Source organism: Streptomyces sp. CC0208, assembly GCF_003443735.1.
Taxonomy (GTDB): Bacteria; Actinomycetota; Actinomycetes; order Streptomycetales; family Streptomycetaceae; genus Streptomyces; species Streptomyces sviceus.
In genome coordinates this window covers 8599589-8615209 of sequence record NZ_CP031969.1, presented here as the reverse complement: position 1 = coordinate 8615209, position 15621 = coordinate 8599589, and the positions used below count along the sequence as shown (strand labels likewise).

The 15621-nt window shown below is 71.5% G+C and carries 16 protein-coding genes and 3 pseudogenes; 8 read left to right on the top strand and 11 right to left on the bottom strand.

What is annotated here, in order from left to right:
* Window positions 1–81: 81 nt before the first annotated feature.
* Window positions 82–1800, bottom strand: coding sequence for a SpoIIE family protein phosphatase (locus D1369_RS39570; RefSeq protein ID WP_007379618.1), 1719 nt, complete (start codon window positions 1798–1800; stop codon window positions 82–84).
* Window positions 1801–2276: 476 nt separating this feature from the next.
* Between D1369_RS39570 and D1369_RS39565 the strand changes: the two genes are divergently transcribed.
* Window positions 2277–2840, top strand: a complete 564-nt coding sequence (locus tag D1369_RS39565) for a hypothetical protein (protein WP_346426747.1) — start codon at window positions 2277–2279, stop codon at window positions 2838–2840.
* A 57-nt stretch (window positions 2841–2897) separates the two neighbouring features.
* On the opposite strand, the gene D1369_RS39560 is transcribed toward D1369_RS39565, so the two are convergent.
* Window positions 2898–3332, bottom strand: a complete 435-nt coding sequence (locus D1369_RS39560; protein ID WP_037898712.1) for a hypothetical protein — start codon at window positions 3330–3332, stop codon at window positions 2898–2900.
* Between the two features lie 131 nt (window positions 3333–3463).
* Entirely contained in the window at window positions 3464–4237 is a 774-nt protein-coding gene (locus tag D1369_RS39555; RefSeq protein ID WP_237557761.1) for a chitosanase, read from the bottom strand.
* Between the two features lie 329 nt (window positions 4238–4566).
* On the opposite strand from D1369_RS39555, the pseudogene D1369_RS39550 reads away from it, so the two are divergent.
* Window positions 4567–5103: pseudogene (locus tag D1369_RS39550) on the top strand (MerR family transcriptional regulator).
* Window positions 5104–5169: 66 nt separating this feature from the next.
* Here the strand turns inward: D1369_RS39550 and D1369_RS39545 are convergent.
* The 4 genes from D1369_RS39545 to D1369_RS43230 all read right to left on the bottom strand — a co-directional run bounded on the left by D1369_RS39545 (window position 5170) and on the right by D1369_RS43230 (window position 8834).
* The gene (locus tag D1369_RS39545) at window positions 5170–5616 is read right to left on the bottom strand and encodes a response regulator (RefSeq protein ID WP_007379621.1); all 447 of its coding nucleotides are present in this window, start codon (window positions 5614–5616) and stop codon (window positions 5170–5172) included.
* Window positions 5613–7238 (bottom strand): sensor histidine kinase, encoded by a 1626-nt coding sequence (locus tag D1369_RS39540; protein ID WP_037902942.1) that lies wholly within the window; start codon window positions 7236–7238, stop codon window positions 5613–5615. Before D1369_RS39540 ends, D1369_RS39545 begins: the two co-directional genes overlap by 4 nt.
* A gap of 27 nt (window positions 7239–7265) precedes the next feature.
* A complete protein-coding gene (locus D1369_RS39535) occupies window positions 7266–8459 on the bottom strand; it encodes a fused response regulator/phosphatase (protein ID WP_037902944.1) in 1194 nt (397 codons plus the stop codon).
* A gap of 234 nt (window positions 8460–8693) precedes the next feature.
* Window positions 8694–8834 (bottom strand): hypothetical protein, encoded by a 141-nt coding sequence (locus D1369_RS43230; RefSeq protein WP_158680104.1) that lies wholly within the window; start codon window positions 8832–8834, stop codon window positions 8694–8696.
* Between the two features lie 179 nt (window positions 8835–9013).
* On the opposite strand from D1369_RS43230, the gene D1369_RS39530 reads away from it, so the two are divergent.
* Together D1369_RS39530 and D1369_RS39525 are read left to right on the top strand one after the other, a co-directional pair.
* The gene (locus D1369_RS39530; RefSeq protein WP_007379625.1) at window positions 9014–9331 is read left to right on the top strand and encodes a hypothetical protein; all 318 of its coding nucleotides are present in this window, start codon (window positions 9014–9016) and stop codon (window positions 9329–9331) included.
* 175 nt (window positions 9332–9506) lie between these two features.
* On the top strand, window positions 9507–10415 hold the full coding sequence (locus D1369_RS39525) for a glycoside hydrolase family 16 protein (protein ID WP_007379626.1): 909 nt from the start codon (window positions 9507–9509) through the stop codon (window positions 10413–10415).
* On the opposite strand, the pseudogene D1369_RS39520 reads toward D1369_RS39525, so the two are convergent.
* Together D1369_RS39520 and D1369_RS39515 are read right to left on the bottom strand one after the other, a co-directional pair.
* Window positions 10378–10992, bottom strand: a pseudogene (locus tag D1369_RS39520) (LLM class flavin-dependent oxidoreductase); the annotation flags it as partial. The gene D1369_RS39525 and the pseudogene D1369_RS39520 overlap by 38 nt on opposite strands.
* A gap of 244 nt (window positions 10993–11236) precedes the next feature.
* Window positions 11237–12256 (bottom strand): aldo/keto reductase, encoded by a 1020-nt coding sequence (locus D1369_RS39515; RefSeq protein ID WP_007379627.1) that lies wholly within the window; start codon window positions 12254–12256, stop codon window positions 11237–11239.
* Between the two features lie 253 nt (window positions 12257–12509).
* Here D1369_RS39515 and D1369_RS39510 point away from each other — a divergent pair.
* The 3 genes and pseudogenes from D1369_RS39510 to D1369_RS39500 all read left to right on the top strand — a co-directional run bounded on the left by D1369_RS39510 (window position 12510) and on the right by D1369_RS39500 (window position 14406).
* Window positions 12510–12915 (top strand): annotated as a pseudogene (locus D1369_RS39510) (carboxymuconolactone decarboxylase family protein).
* Window positions 12916–13000: 85 nt separating this feature from the next.
* Window positions 13001–13459, top strand: a complete 459-nt coding sequence (locus D1369_RS39505) for a DUF1801 domain-containing protein (RefSeq protein ID WP_007379630.1) — start codon at window positions 13001–13003, stop codon at window positions 13457–13459.
* Window positions 13460–13488: 29 nt separating this feature from the next.
* A complete protein-coding gene (locus tag D1369_RS39500; RefSeq protein ID WP_007379631.1) occupies window positions 13489–14406 on the top strand; it encodes a PfkB family carbohydrate kinase in 918 nt (305 codons plus the stop codon).
* 214 nt (window positions 14407–14620) lie between these two features.
* Here the strand turns inward: D1369_RS39500 and D1369_RS44805 are convergent, their stop codons facing one another.
* The gene (locus D1369_RS44805) at window positions 14621–14983 is read right to left on the bottom strand and encodes a hypothetical protein (RefSeq protein WP_037898719.1); all 363 of its coding nucleotides are present in this window, start codon (window positions 14981–14983) and stop codon (window positions 14621–14623) included.
* A gap of 104 nt (window positions 14984–15087) precedes the next feature.
* On the opposite strand from D1369_RS44805, the gene D1369_RS43220 reads away from it, so the two are divergent.
* Complete coding sequence (locus D1369_RS43220) at window positions 15088–15234, top strand: hypothetical protein (RefSeq protein WP_158680105.1); 147 nt, start codon at window positions 15088–15090, stop codon at window positions 15232–15234.
* A gap of 6 nt (window positions 15235–15240) precedes the next feature.
* Here D1369_RS43220 and D1369_RS43215 read toward each other — a convergent pair whose 3' ends face one another.
* Entirely contained in the window at window positions 15241–15417 is a 177-nt protein-coding gene (locus tag D1369_RS43215; RefSeq protein WP_007379634.1) for a hypothetical protein, read from the bottom strand.
* Window positions 15418–15621: the final 204 nt, after the last annotated feature.

The window sequence follows — 15621 nt, the reverse complement described above, 5'->3', positions numbered from 1 at the left end:
CTATCACGGTCAGGGGACGCCGAAGTGGCGCGGGGGGTTGACGGGCGGCGCCTTGTCCGAGCGCCGGGCCGGTGGTCCGGGTCACGATCTGCCGGGCGCCCGTACCGCGAGCAGGGCCACGTCGTCGTCGTTGCGGACGTGCCGCACCCGGCGCAGCACCTGGTCGGTGAAGGAGGCCAGTGGACGGTGGGCGAGGGCGGCGGCGTGCCGGCGCAGATGCCCAAGCCCCTCGTCGAGGGAACGGCCGGCTGCCTCGATCAGGCCGTCGGTGTACAGCAGCAGCGTGGAGCCGGGCGGCAGCAGGGCGGTCGCGTCGGTGCGGGGTGTGCGCACGCCGGTGCCCAGGAGGATGCCGTGGCCGTCGGTGAGGTAGTGGGCCAGGCCGTCGTGGCTGATCAGGAGGGGTGGCGGATGGCCGGCATTGGTCCAGGTCAGTTCCCAGTGTCCGTCGTCCCGCTCCTCGATCCGGGCGAAGATCATGGTGGCCATGGTGACGTCGGTGATGTGCATGACCGCAGCGTCGAGCCGGGCGACGATCCGGCTCGGCGGTTCCTGGTGGGCCCAGGCGTAGGCGCGCAGCATGTTGCGCAGTTGTGCCATGCCCGCCGCGGCCTCCAGGTCGTGCCCGACGACGTCTCCGACCGCCAGCGCGGTGGCGCCGTCGGAGAGGGTGAAGGCGTCGTACCAGTCGCCGCCGACCTGTGAGGCGTCGGGAGCGGGCAGGTAGCGGGCCGTCATCTGCAGCCCGGGCACCCGGGGCATCTGGGGCAGCAGGTGGTTCTGCATGGTCTCGGCGACCTTGCGCTGGCGCTGGTAGAGGCGCGCGTTGTCCAGGGCCAGGCCGGCCCGGCGGGCGATGTCCTCGATCAGCGGGAGATCTACGGTGGTGAAGTCCACCGGGTCCTTGGCCCGGCCCAGGGTCAGGGCGCCCAGGACGGCGCGGGTGCTGCGGATCGGGGCGATGGCGGCGGAGCGGATGCCGGTCACCTCGAACAGGCGGCGCTGTTCCACCGCTATGCCGGAATCCGGGTCCCGCTCGTAGGTCTGAGGGCCGGCCAGGGTGGAGGCGACCCCGCGCAGCGCCCTGGACAGCGGCATCGGCGACTCTTCCGGGATCGGCGGCATCGGTCCCTGAAGGTCCTCGTGACGCACCAGGCCGTCGCCCTCCGCGTGGACGACCGCGGTGCGCCACACCTCGTCGCGCTCGGTGATCAGGTCGACGACGGCCCAGTCCGCGAGCCGGGGCACCACCAGGGCCACCAGTCGCCGCAGCGTCTCCTCGAAGTCGAGCGTGGACGTCAGACGGGTGGTGGTCTCGGCCAGCAGGGCGAGCCGCTCGAGTTCCGGCATCGACTCGGCAGCCGTCTCGGGCGGCCCCTCGGTCTCCGGCGGGGACTGGGCGTGGACGAGCACGAGCGTGCCGACTTGCCGGCCGTCCACGTCGTACGGCGTGATCAGCCACGAGACCGGCAGCAGGGAGCCGTCGCCGCACTCGAAGTGGTCCCCCTCGGCCTGGGCGGTGCGCCCGGCGTGGAAGGCCTGCCGCATGCGGCACCGGCTGCGCGGCAGGACGTGGCCGTGGGCGTCCCGGTGCAGCAGGTCGTGCGCGTCGCGGCCGAAGAACTCCTCGGCGGGGCGGACCAGCAACTCTTCGGCGCGGGTGTTCACGGCGATGACGTGGCCTTCTTCGTCCACGACGTACGCCGCGGTCCCGATGGCCTCCAGCGCCGCGGTGAGTCCCGCCGCGGGTGCAGCCGGGGGTCGTCTCCCGACGGTCCCCGTGTCGTCCGCCCCTGCCATGGCTTCCTCTCCTCGCCGGTCGGCCGACGCTCGCTGCCGGTCCCTGGCGTGTTCGCTCGGCCGTCCTGTCCTTCCCGTGTGCCCCGGTGCCCATGTATCCAGCCTCGCCTGTGAGCGAGCACTCGCAACCGGGTCGGCACAGAGCGGGCGCCGGGCCGTGACACGGCCCTGCCTGCGGAGCGGTCCGTGGGAGGCCGTGGCGCTCGGGGACCGGGGGCGTCCTGGCGTTTTCCGACGCGCCCTCTGACGCTTCCGTGCGCTGGGTGAACGTGGCCGAATTCGCCCTGCCCGCACGGGACTTGGCGGCGCGCTGGGTATCCGTGAAGTGACGGGTGCGGACCGGCGGCATGGGGAGGGCTGGGGCTGTGGCACGCCTATCGTGGACGTCCGGCCCTTCCCCGTCGCGCCGATCGCGCAAACGGCACGCGGTGCGCGCGCTGCGGGACCAGGGACGCTACGGCCCCAGACTCCGCGACGTGCTGCCCGCCTTCACGGGTGTCCTGGTGGCCGTGTGCGCGGTGGCGGCCGTGCTCGCCGCGGGGTACCGCGCCGCCGGGATCGGCGTCCCGGTCGCCGGTGTCGTCGTGCTGACCGTGGTCGTCACGGCCGCGATACGGCACGCGCGCCCCGGCGCGCGCCGCCGTCTGGGCTTCTACACCGAGGACGAGCTGCTCGAACTCGACACCCAGGAACTCGCGTTGGCGGTGGCACGGATGCTGCGCCGGGACGGGTGGCGGGTGCGGCTGGTGCCCGCCCCGGACCGGCCGCGCCTGTGCGCCCGGGACGCGGCCGGGCGTCGCATCGACGTGGCCTTCCGGCCGGTGGCGGAACCCCTGCCCGACGAGGACATGCCGCATCCCCACCCGCACCGCGGGGACCAGGTGTCGCCGCTGCGTCTGGTCGTGCATCGCGGTGTCTTCACCGACCGCGACTTACGGTGGGCCCACAGGGAGCGGACGATCCGTCTCCTGGACGGGTCCGCTCTGCGGCGGTGGGCGGCGGGCGCCCGGCTCAACGACCTGCTGTCGCAGGAGCGGTGAGAGGAAGTCGGTACGCCCGCGCCGCGAAGGAATGCCCCCGGGCCCGCTCCTGCCGCGTCAGATCCGACCGCCGGTCAGGCGGGTGATCGGACCGTGCGTGTGACGTCCTGCACGTCGGCCGACGGCGTAGGACGTGGCGGTCAGCGCGGTCAGGCCCGCACCCACGCCCGCCGCGATGAGCCTGCGCTGGGCGATCACCGTCCAGGCCGTCTTGGCGACGGCCGCTGCCTGCCCGGAGGCGGCGATGACGGTCTGGCGGCCGGACTCGACGCTCTTCGCCGCGGTCTGCGCGGCCCCGCTCACCGTCTTGGCCGTGCGCTCCGCCGCCTCCTTGCCCGCCGACGCGACGTCATCCGTCTTCGAGGCGGCCTTGTTCGCCGCCTTGGTGGCCGGGGCGGTCGCCTTCGCCGTGGTACCACGCGCCTTGGCCGCCGCGGTCCGAGTGTTCGCGGAATCTTGGTTCGTCTGCTCGTTCGATTCACTCATGGACATCGCGTTACCGCTTGCTTCGACGGCAAACACGCTGTGCCGAGAGGGTTTTCACGGCATGGCGTGGTCGGCGCGCTTTCCGGGAGCGGCGACGGCCCGGTGCTGTGGCGCACCGGGCCGTCGTCTCTTCTGCGTCAGCCGATGTGGTAACTGTCGCCGTAGACCTTCCAGTCCAGGGGCGGGTTCAGGTCGAGGTTGCCCTGGCGCAGGAAGACGCGTTGGGCGGTGTCGACCCGGCTGGTGTCGCTGTGTGCCTCCTCCTGTTTCATCGCCCACACGCGTGCGTCGAGGAAGGCGTTGAGGTACGTCGTCTCGTTGCCGCCCTGGGCCGGGGGCTTGGCCTGGCGCAGGGCCCGGCGGCGGATGCTGCTGAAGCTGGTCGCGTCGCCGCCGTCGCCGTGCATGACGATGGCGTCGTAGTAGGCGAACTGGCCGAGTGCGCGCAGCCCGTCCGTCTTGCCCTGCCTGACGGCGGGGTTGAAGTACACACGGTCGCGTTCGTCGTTCTGCGCCTGCTGGAACGCCGTGTCCTGGGCGGCCTTGCGCCAGTCGGCGGGGAAGTTCGGGTCCAGGCCGGAGTGGGAGTCGGTGCCGTTGACGCGGCGCAGCGCCGGCAGATACCTGGCGAGGACATTGCCGGGCTTGCGGTCGGTGTAGAGCTGGACGAGGTCGAGCATGTCGCCGGTGCCGGAGCAGAAGCCGATGATGCCGGCGGTGTACCCGCGGCCGTCACCGATGTCCTCGATGTACCGGTACTGCGCCTTCCAGTCGAGCGAGGAGTTCTCCGCGCTCGACACCAGCTTCATGGCGATCTCCTTCTTCGCGGGGTCGTCGAGGCCCGGTGCGGCCGCGGACGCCGCCGCGGCGGGCACGGAGCCGAGCATTCCGGCGCAGGTCGCCGCTCCCATGAGAGCGAGCAAGGTGCGGCGGGACGGGTGGGCGGCCGGGTGCACTGTGTCAGGTTCCACGGGGGCTCCAAGTGGAGGTGGGGGGTGGGAAGTTGGTCCAGACCTGATTGTTAGGAATGTTTCCTACCAGTGCGCGGCGCGATCAGTAACCCACTACGTGGGAACTTCGTAGGTTCGAACAAACAACGGTCAGTGAGACGTGAGTTCGACGACCTGAGGGTGGCGGCGACTAGCTCCTCGGGACGAGCGGGGCGTCCCCGAACCACGGGGACACGCGGGGCACGGGGGGTGCGTCCACTCCCCGCGCTGGGCGCCTCAGGTCGGCCGACCTGGCGCACGGGTACGGTCTGTCTCTCCGCCCAGGGACCGCACGGCTACCGCGTCTACGCGCCGCTGCACGCGTGCGCCCCGCGCACCTTCCTCGCCCTGCTGCCGGGCCACGGGCACCGGACGGCCACGGCGATCATGCGGGCGGTGAACGAGGGCGCCGTCGAGGACGCGTTCCGGCTCGTCGACGAGAGCCACGCCGAGCTGGGGGCCAGGTCGCGCAGTGGCCGCTCCACGGCCTGGAGGGTCCGCCGGTCGTCGAGGCGGCTCGGGGATCCGGCCCGCGACGCTGCGCACATGGGAGCGTGCCGGGCTGGTGCGGCCGCACCGTGACGCGCTGACTGCTGACCCGTCAACTCCGGCGGGGCGGCTGTCCGCTGGAGCAGGTCGCCCCACTGATCGCCCAGTTGCGGGAGGCCGGCGGACTGGAGCCGCTGGAGGACGCGCTGCGCGACTGGCGGAGCCGGCTCTCCGTTCGGGGCCGGGCGATGCCGGCCGGGGCCGCGGAGCTGGACGCGTACCTCAGCGAGCGCGGATGAGATCCGCGTCGCCGACCGGGCGGGGCAGGGACGGTTCCCTTACGGCCCACCGGTCGGGCAGCGGTTTCAGAAGTGGCGTGGCAGACGGACGACCTGGACGAAGAAGTCGTCGATCTGACGGACCGCGGCGATGAACTGGTCCAGGTCCACCGGCTTGGTGACATAGGCGTTGGCGTGCAGCTTGTAGCTGCGCAGGATGTCCTCCTCGGCCGCGGAGGTGGTGAGGACGACGACCGGGATGTGGGCCAGCTCCGGGTCGGACTTGATCTTCTCCAGGACCTGACGCCCGTCGTACTTGGGCAGGTTGAGGTCGAGCAGGATCAGATCGGGCTCAGGCGCGTCCGTGTGGTCGCCGCGCCGGTAGAGGAAGTCGAGTGCCTCCTCGCCGTCCCGAACCACATGGAGCGTGTTGCCGATCTTGTTGTCCTCGAACGCCTCACGGGTCATCAGCTCGTCGCCGGGGTCGTCCTCGACGAGGAGCACGTCGATGGGGCTGGCGTCGGGGGTGGTCATATAAGGGCCTTCTCCTCGGTGCCGATACCGGACGCCTCCGGGATCTCGGCGATGGACGGAAGGGTGAAGCAGAAGCGCGTGCCGTCCGTGTGTGCGGTGTCGATCCAGATCTTGCCACCATGTTGTTCCACGATCTTCTTGCACAGTGCCAGACCGATGCCGGTACCACCGTAGGCGTCCCGGCCGTGCAGCCGCTGGAAGATCACGAACACCTTCTCGGTGAACTGCTCGGGAATGCCGATGCCGTTGTCCGTGACGCACACGAGCAGGCTGTCGGGTTCGTCGGGGTCCGTTCCGCAGGTGATGGACACGTGCGGGGTGCGGTCGGGGTGGCGGAACTTGAGGGCGTTGCCGACCAGGTTCTGCCAGAGCATGGCCAGCAGGGTGGGGTCCCCGACGACCTGGGGCAGCTGCTCCGGGCGGTCGACGCGGGCGCCGGACTCCTCGACGGCCGTCCCGAGGTTGGCCAGCGCCTTGTCCAGCGCCTGGTCGAGACCGACCGGCACCCGGGCGTCGTTGACCCGCCCGACCCGGGAGAAGGTCAGCAGGTCGTTGATGAGGACCTGCATGCGCCGGGCCCCGTCGACGGCGAAGTCGACGTACTGCCGGCCCCGGTCGTCGAGGACGTCGCCGTAACGCTTCTCCAGCAGCTGGCAGAACGAGGCGACCTTGCGCAGCGGCTCCTGCAGATCGTGGGAGGCGACGTAGGCGAACTGCTCCAGTTCCGCGTTGGAGCGGCGCAGTTCCTCGGTCTGGGCGTCCAGGTCGGCGGCCTGCCTGGTCAGCTCCTGCTCCTGGGCGCGGGATGCCTCGAGTTCGGCCACGACATGCCAGCGCATGCCCTCGACGGCATTGGCCACCGCCGTCAGATCAGCCGGGCCGCCACCGGTGATGACGTACGAGAAGTCGCCGCCCGCCACCCGCCGGGACGCCGTGGTCAGCGCCTCGAGCGGGCGGGTCACCAGGACCCGGACCAGGACGGCGCAGGCGACTCCGACCAGCAGGAAGAACGCGACCATGCCCGCCAGAACCGAGTCGCGCACGTGCCGTTCGTGGATGAGATGGGCACGGCCCTTCTCCACGGCCTTCGCCAGGTCGGTGTTCTGCTGGGCCCACAGGGCGCGCAGCCGGTCGAACTCCTTCTTGCCCTGATCGGCCTTCTGCTGGTCCAGCGGCTTCGGACGCCCCGGTGTGACCGAGGCGGCGAGCGGTTCGGCGTAGGTGCGGCGCCAGTCGGCCGCCTGCGTTTCGATGGCCCTCAGGTCGGCAAGCAGTTCGGGCCGGTCGCCGATGAACCCGCGCAACCGGGCGGCCGAGCTCGCCTCGTCGCGTTTGCCCTGGGTGTACGGGGCGAGGAACTGCCGGTCGGCGGAGATCGCGTAACCGCGGACACCCGTCTCCTGGTTGGCCAGCGCCGCCTGCAGCCGGTACGCCTCGGTCTGGGCGGGCTGGATACGGCGCAGCAGCTGGTCGCTCACCTCCGCCGTCCGGCTGAGCAGACCGGCGCCGACCACGCTGCCGACCACCACCAGCAGCGTCATGACGGCCAGCAGCAGGTAGAACCACCCCTGCACCGTCAGCCGACGCCCCTTCCACACCGCGCCCGTCCCTCGCCTCACCATGCGGTCCGACACCGTGCTCCCACTCACTCAGTTCCAGTTCAGATGGACGACGGCCACGTCGTCGGCCAGGCCGCCCCGTGCTTCGGCGAGGCTCTCGGCCTTCTCTATCAGCCGGTCCACGAAGGCCTCCGGCTCCAGTGCGGCTCCCTCCCGGGCGAGGGCCAGTAGTCCTTCCTCGCCGAGGCGTTCCGTGCCACGGCTCACGTGCCCCTCGAAGAGGCCGTCGGTGAAGAGCACCACCGACGTGCCCGCAGGCACCGCCAGTTCCGCGGTCGGCCACCTCGCGCCGCCCGGGACCATGCCCAGGGCCGGTCCGCCGGGCACCTCCACCCACTCCACGTCCGTCCCGCTGCGCCGGAGCAGGCCGTGATGACCGGCTCGGACGATGTGGGCCTGTTGCTCTCCCGGGACGGCGGCCAGGGTCACGAGGGTCGCGAAGACCTCGTCACGGGCCCGCTCGGCCATCAGCAGTTCCTCCAGGCGGGCCATCTGCTGCGCGCCGGTGATCCCGCTGAGGACGAGGGTGCGCCAGGCGATGCGCAGGGCGACTCCCAGGGCCGCCTCGTCCGGGCCGTGCCCGGAGACGTCCCCGATGAGGGCGTGGAGGGTGCCGTCGGCGCTCTGGACGATGTCGTAGAAGTCACCGCCCAGCAGTGTCTGGGCACGTCCGGGCCGGTAACGGGCCACCACTTGGACGCCTTCGGCGCGCAGCAGCGGGCGGGGCAGCAGGCCACGCTCCAGGCGGGCGTTCTCCTGTGCCTGGAGCGCGCCGGCGTGGAGGGCCACCGCCGCCTGCTCGGTCTGCTTGCGCTGGATCGCGTAGCGCACCGCCCGCCCGAACAGCTCGGGCTCGACCCGGCCCTTGACCAGGTAGTCCTGTGCGCCGGCCGCGACCGCGGCGAGGCCGGTCTGCTCCTCGGCGAGCCCGGTGAGGACCACGATGGCGACCTGCTCGGCCAGCCCCTGGACCTGCGAGACCGCCTCAAGCCCCTGGGCGTCCGGCAGGTGCAGATCGAGCAGGACGCAGTCGGGCGTCTCGGTGGCGAGCGCCTCGGTGGCCTCGGTCATCGACCGCACCCATCGCAACCGCATCTTCACGGCGCCGTCGACGACCAGTTCCTCCACGAGCATCGCGTCGCCGGGATCGTCCTCCACGAGGAGAACCGACGGCTCCCAGTGCTCCCACGCCGTCTCGGCGGCGGCTGCCGCCGTCGACACCAGCTCGGCAGCCTCAGTCCCCGAGATCACTCTCGTCCCGGCCTCCCCACTCCATACCTGTCGCCTGCCGCCGGCCGTTGCCCAGGACAACGCCGGGAACACGGTCAGAGCGACGATCCGATGTTCACCCGTCGCCCACGGCGGTGGACAGCGCGTCCACCCGTGGGCCGGTCCTGAGGCGGGGCCGTACGGCCGCCTCGGCAGTCCTGTTCCTCGTAAACGATCTTCACTCCCCGGTCAGTTCCTCGCGAGGGCCAGGGGGACGGGCAGGGGGCCGTCGGTGTCACGCAGGGCGTGGCCGAGCTCGACGCCGCCCCGTGCGGGCTCCTCCCCCTCCAGCTCCGCCCTGCCCGTGCCAGCCGTCACCGACGTCGTCATCGTCCGCCCATCTCGAGATGCAGTGTTCTGGCCGCGCATACCCCCGACCGGCGTGACCATGCGGGGACGGTTTCAGAAAACCGCCGTGGACGACACGCCTCCTCCACATCCGGAGCCCTGCGCCCTCGGTTCCGATCGGTCTCACGGGGAACCGGGTAGGACGTCAGAAAGGAGTCCCCGTGACCACCTACGTCATCACCGTCCCCGGCACGTTCCTGCGGGGAGTGCCCGACAGCGTCCGCTCGGACATCGGACGAAGGCTTCGGCCTCAGGATCCCAGGAACACCGATCTCGGGGAGAGCGAGGAGCTGAGTGTGCTGTCCGTGGAGGAGGACGGCATGTTCGCCGCCCGGGTCGAGGTCGAGGCCCCGGACCGGTTGCAGGCGGAGGCCGAAGCGGTACGGCTGGTCTCCGGAGCCCTGCGGGACAGCGGCCTGGCAGAGGAGGACGCCCCGTTGGGGCCGGCGGTCGTGACCGGCATCGACAGCGAGTTCTGAGGCGGCCGGCGGAGCGGGCCTTCCGGTTCGCGGCGCGTCCTGGGGATGGCGCCGCGCGGTGCGGGGGGCGAGGATGTTCCTTCGCGAAGTGCGGTCCGCTCCGCCGCGGTTCATGGCCTTCCGGTGCTCTGCGCGGCACGGGCGGACGGCGTCGGCCGCCTGAAGGAGCCTCGGGATGGGTTCACACGCAGCGCCGCACCACCACAAGCGGATGTTGGTGACAGCCGCGAGCCTCCTGCTCGTGGGCGGCGGCCTCCTCGGCCTCCCCCGGGCCGACGGGGCCCCCGCTCCCGCCGACGCCTGCCGGACCACCGCCGCGCACCTTCCCCGTGGTGACTGCGGACCCTTCTGGCAGGTCCTCGCCGAGGACTTCAACGGCGACCGGGTGCCGCTGGGGTCGTTCAGCGACTGCGAGCACGACGTCGACACCTCCGCGGCCCACTGCGGGGGCCTGAAGGGAAAGTACCGGGACAACTGGTGGGCGTATCCGACGGGTTGGCCCGACACGGCCGCCGACCGGGGGCGGCAGGTGGTGGGTGTCTACCACCCGGAGGACACCGTGAGCGTCGGTCCCGCGGCGAACGGCGACGGCCGGATGTCGATCCGGATGTGGCGGCCCGCGGACGGCGGCCCCGTGCATGCCGCGGCGGTGGTGCCGCGTGCGGTGATGCAGATGAAGTACGGCAAGTACAGCGCGCGCATCAAGGTCACGAAGCTGGCTCCCGGGTACAAGTCCGCGTGGCTGCACTACGGCGGGGGCTGCGAGATGGACCACCCCGAGGGCGAGTGGACCGGCTCGCTCAGCTCCTTCCACCACCCCTGCGGCGGCGGTGAGCAGGGCTGGTTCCCGGGGAGCGACGACTGGACGCGGTGGCACACCGTGTCCACCGAGTGGACGCCGGGCCACGTGCGGTTCTTCGTCGACGGCCGGCAGACGGGTCATGACACCCGTGACGTGCCGGACCTTCCCCTGTCCTGGGTGCTGCAGAACGAGAGCGCTCTGGAGGGCCCGGGGGCGGCGCCGGGCAGCAGCGCACAGCTCGACATCACGTGGGTGGCGGCGTACGCGTACGGCTGGAAATGACCGGTCGGGCCGAGGGGCCGATGAGTTCGTCGGCGAACCACCGGGCGACGTGGTCCGGGTAGGGCGACGGCAGGCCGAGCACGATGTGGGTGAAGCCCGCGTCGGTCGAGATCACCCGCTCAATCCACCTGCCGGTCTCCTACGACCGCCCGGGCGCCACCCGCGAGGCGATCAGCGAGGCGGCCGGGTCGCGGCCGATCTCCTCGCAGTAGCGGTCCAGCAGGGCGCTGCGACGGGTCACGTCGTCGATGTCGGCGCTGGACCGGTTTGGGGTTGGCGAAGGCGCCGGTGAGGTGGTGGTGGGTGCCGTGGTGGTCGAAGGGCTTCTCCTCGGTCCACAGCCGCTTGATCACCGTGCAGGCCTCAGCGAGGCTCGCCACGGCGTGCGCGGAGTCGCGGAAGGGCAGGCCGTGGGCCTCGTACTCGCGCCTGGCCAGGGGGTGGTCGGGGCGGGAGCCGACACCGATACCGAAGTCGAGCCGGCCGCGATACCGAAGTCGAGCCCGCCGCCGGAGACGACGTCGACGGTCGTGGCGATCTTGGCCAGCATCGCGGGCGGCCGGAAGCGGTTGCTGGTCGTACGGGGTCTTTCCCCCGGCCCCCAGGGGCAAAGTGTGTTGGTTCTCCTGCGGGGCCAGGTCGGTGCCCGCGGTGGCGAGTCGGGCATGCGGTTGGCCGACCGAGCGGGACCACGCCGGGGGTGACGCTCGCGTCGAGCACACCGGCCAACAGGTCAGTGCCGGGGGCGGCGAGTTGGGCGATCCGGTGACCCACCCGGCACGGACCGTGGGTCACCTTCAGCCCGGGTCTCCCCCGGCCGGTCAGCGGCGGCGCAGTGACGGGGCCAGGAGCGCGGGCGGGGTGTCGTGGTTCTCGTGGGGGGCCAGGTCGGTACCGGGGGCGACGATCTCGTCGATCGCGTCGAGTACATCGGGGGTCAGGACCGTGTCGGCGGCGGCGAGTTGGGCGTGCAGGTGGTCGACCGTGCGGGGGCCTACGAGGGCACTGGTCACGCCGGGGTGTGCGGTCACGAAACCGAGCGCGAGCTGGATGAGGGTGAGGCCCGCGTCCTCGGCGACCTTGGCCAGTCGCTCCACTGCGTCGAGTCTGGTCCGGTTGGCGGGGAGTGCCGTGTCGAAGCGCTCGGGCAGGAACGCCGAGCGGTGGGTGGTGATGTCCCGGCCCTCGCGGATCGCACCCGAGAGCCAGCCCGAGGCCAGCGGGCTCCACACCAGTACGCCGAGGCCGTACTCCTGCGTGACGGGCAGGACGTGGGCCTCGATGCCGCGCTGGAGGACGGAGTAGCTGGGCTGTTCGGTGACGTAGCGGCTCAGCCGGTGCTCGCGGGCGGCCCACTGGGCCTGCACGATGCGGTAGGCGGGGAAGGTGGAGGAGCCGAAGTAGCGGATCTTTCCGGCGCGTTGCAGGTCGGTCAGGGCCGACAGCGTCTCCTCGTCGCCGGTGTTCGGGTCCCAGCGGTGGATCTGGTACAGGTCGACGTGGTCGACGCCGAGGCGGCGCTGGCTGGCCTCCAGTTCGGTGACCAGCCAGCGGCGCGAACTGCCCTGGTGGTTGCGTTCCTCGCCGATGGGCAGGCCGGCCTTGGTGGCCAGCACGATGTCGTCGCGGCGGCCGGCGATGGCCTTGCCGACCATCTCCTCCGACTCGCCGTCGCCGTACATGTCGGCGGTGTCGATGACGTTGACGCCGGCCTCCAGAGCGACGTCGACGATCGCGGTGGCCTCGTCCTGAGTGGTGCGGCCGATCCTGCCGAAGTTCATGGCGCCGAGCGCGAGGGAGCTGACCTGCACACCGGTGCGGCCCAAGGTGCGGTACTGCATGAGCGTGTTCCTCCATGGGAGATGAGACCGTGCGGCGGCATGGCGCGGCCCGGCTGCGGAGGCCCCGCACGGCCGTGACGGCAAAACGGAACCTCGTTCCGTAAACGATACGGAACAGAGTTCCACTTTGGCAAGGCGGAAGAGAGCGCAGTGGGCCGCTGTCGGTGCTCGTCGCACGGACGGACACGTCGGGAGCTTGGGCGTCTCAGACCCCTTGGCCGGGCTCAGGCAGAGCGGCCCGGCCCGCCGCCCGGTGCTCGGCCGCCGCCGTCGGGGCGGTCTCGTCCCACGACCGTCGTCCTGACTTGAGCTGATGCATCTGCGGGTCAGTCAGATCAACGGATGCAGCGCGGGTGTCGACGGGCGCCAGGACGGCTCGCAAGGCGGGAGTGAGCGACGAGCGGCTGGCCACGGTCGCCGCCTGGAGTGAGGCCCCCCACTTCACCGAGGAGGAGCGGGCGGCGCCGGCGCCGGCGCCGGTCGAGGTGGCGACGCGCCTTGCCGACCGTCCCGACGGGGTGAGCGACGAGGTCCGGAACACGGCCGCCACCTACCTTGACGAGAAACTGCTCGCCGCGATCGTCCTGATGATCGGCGTCACGAACCTGTTCAACCGGCTCAACACCACGACTCGGCAGATCGCCTGCGCGTGGGGCTGAACGGCATGGCATGGTTCGGCGCGAAGATGTCCCTGACCGTCCGCAGAAGCTGTCCCTGACCGTCCGCAGACCAGGAGGAACCGACATGACGAGCACCCGCAGGACGCCGAAGAGGACCGAGACGTTCACCGACGAGGAGCGCGCCGCGATGAAGGAGCGCGCCCAGGAGGTCAAGGCGTCGGCGCGCCGCAGCTCGCGTGCCGACAAGGCGGCGGAGGACGAGGCCGCCGTGGTAGCGAAGATCGCCGAGATGCAGGACGCGGACCGGGTCATGGCCGAACGGATCCACTCCGTCGTCAAGGCCAGTGCCCCGGACCTGGCGCCGAAGCTCTGGTACGGGATGCCCGCCTACGCCAAGGACGGCAAGGTCGTCTGTTTCTTCCAGAGCGCCGAAAAGTTCCACGCGCGGTACGCGACCTTCGGCTTCAACGACAAGGCGAACCTCGACGAGGGCACCATGTGGCCGACCGCGTTCGCGCTCACGAAGCTGACGGCCGCCGACGAGGCGCGGATCGGCGAGCTCGTGAAGAGGGCGGCGGGCTGAAGGCCGCGAGCGGCAACTGGAGGCGAACGATGCACAGGCCGACGGACACCCGACGTCCCGAAGGGCTGTTCGTCGGCCTGTGCACGCTCGACGTCATTCAGCTGGTGGACCATGTGCCGGGCTCCGACGAGAAGCTGACGGCCCGTGAGCAGGTGGTGGCCGCGGGCGGCCCGGCGGCGAACGCGGCTGTGACCTTCAGCCACCTGGGCGGCACGGCCAGGCTGCTGACCGGCATCGGCTCCCATCCGCTGGGAGCGGCGGTCGCGGCGGACCTGCGCGGGCTGGGCGTGCATGTCTCCGACCTGGCGGCCGAGTCGACGAATCCGCCCGCCGTGTCCTCCATTCTGGTCACCGAGTCGAGCGGGGACCGCGCCGTCGCGTCGACCAACGCGGCCGGGTACCGGCTCACGCCACCGGACGGTCTCGACGCGTTGGTCGCCGCCTGCGACGTCGTCGAGTTCGACGGCCACCACATGGAGCTGGCGACGGCGACCGCCCGTCTCGCGCGGGCCGCGGGCCGTAGAACCGTTCTCGACGGGGGCAGTTGGAAGCCCGGTACGGAGAACCTGCTGCCGTCGATCGACGTGGCCGTCTGCTCGGACGACTTCCGGCCGCCGGGCACCGACACCCCTGCGGACGTCCTGCGGTTCCTCCAGGAGCACGGCGTGGTCTGGTCGGCGGTGAGTCGCGGGGGCCGGCCCATCGAGTGGGCGGGCCCCGAGAGCACGGGCACGGTGGACGTGCCTGCCGTCCGGGTCGCGGACACACTCGGCGCGGGTGACGTCCTCCACGGGGCACTCACCCATCGCCTCGCCACTCAGGGCCACGTGACCCCGTACGGCTTCACGGAGGCGCTGCGCTCCGCGGCGGCGGTGGCCTCACGGGCGTGTGCCTCGTTCGGCACCCGGGCCTGGCTGCAGGGTCCGCCCTCAGTGGCGAGCTCCTGACATCGGCCCTGACCACCACCCAGGCGTCGGCGGCCGACCGTGCCGAGGCCACCCCGGCGGCGGCCGACCCGGTCGCATCGGCCCCGGCGTCCGTCCCGGCATCGGGCGACCCCTGGCGCACGGTTCTCGACGACGCCGACCTCGTCTGGCAGCGGATGCCGACGGCTTGGCACGAAGGCCCCTTCCTCGGGAACGGCTTCCTCGGCTCCGGGGTCTACGCCGAACCGGGCGCCACCCCGATCGGCAGCCGGGCGAGACCGAAGAGGGAGCCGAACTCGGGTCGGTGGTCCGGGCACTTCACACTGGAGCCGGTGGGCGCGATCACCGGCCTCGACTGGCGACTGTCCCTGCGCAAGGCCGAGTTGACCGGCACACTCACCACCGACCGGGGCACCCTGGTCCTGCGCGCCCTGGTCCACACCGAGCGCTCGGTCCTCGCCGTCGAAGTGACCCCGAGCGAGGGGGAACGCGACTTCCGCTGGGTGTTCCACCCGGCGGACGCGATCGCCCACGCGCCGCGTTCAAGCCCTTGCCGGACGGCTACCAGGGCAATCCGCCCGCCCAGGTCGCGCACCATGACGGGATCACCGGGTGAGCGAGGCGGGTGCGCCCTGCGTCGTAGGGCACGGAATCGCGGGTCCCGTCGACATACGCGACGGACGGGGACGCCCTCTCCATCACATGGACGTCGGCGGCGGTGCCGTCCAAGTCGCCCTGTGCAAGGGGGAGTCGGCGCTCATCACCGCCCGGGGTGACCGTCCCGAACCGACGGTCACCCCCGTGCGTCCGAACGAGGACGCGCCCCGCTGGGGGCTGCCCCCCATCTGACGGGTCTCACCGCCGGCGGCTGCCCACGGACCACCCGCTTCCGATGCCGGCCACATGCAGGGCGAGCACCATGAGACCGAGCAGCATGATGTTCGTCGAGCTGAAGGTGTCGTTCGTCGAGATGTCCGCAGCGTTGATCAGAAAGGAGATGAAGAACAGGACCGCGGAGATGATGGCGAGCATGGTGCCCGTCCCTTCGATTGTCTGGGGTAGTCACGCTGGGTACCACCCGCATGCCCCCAACTCCCCCATACATGTGGGGAGAACGTGACGTTCGACCAGTCGGACATCGTTCGAAACCTCTTGACGTCCCCGTAGGACGCGATTGACACTCTCGCAACACGTCGTCACACAGCCGAAACGGCAGGGTGCCCCCGCCGAGGCCCC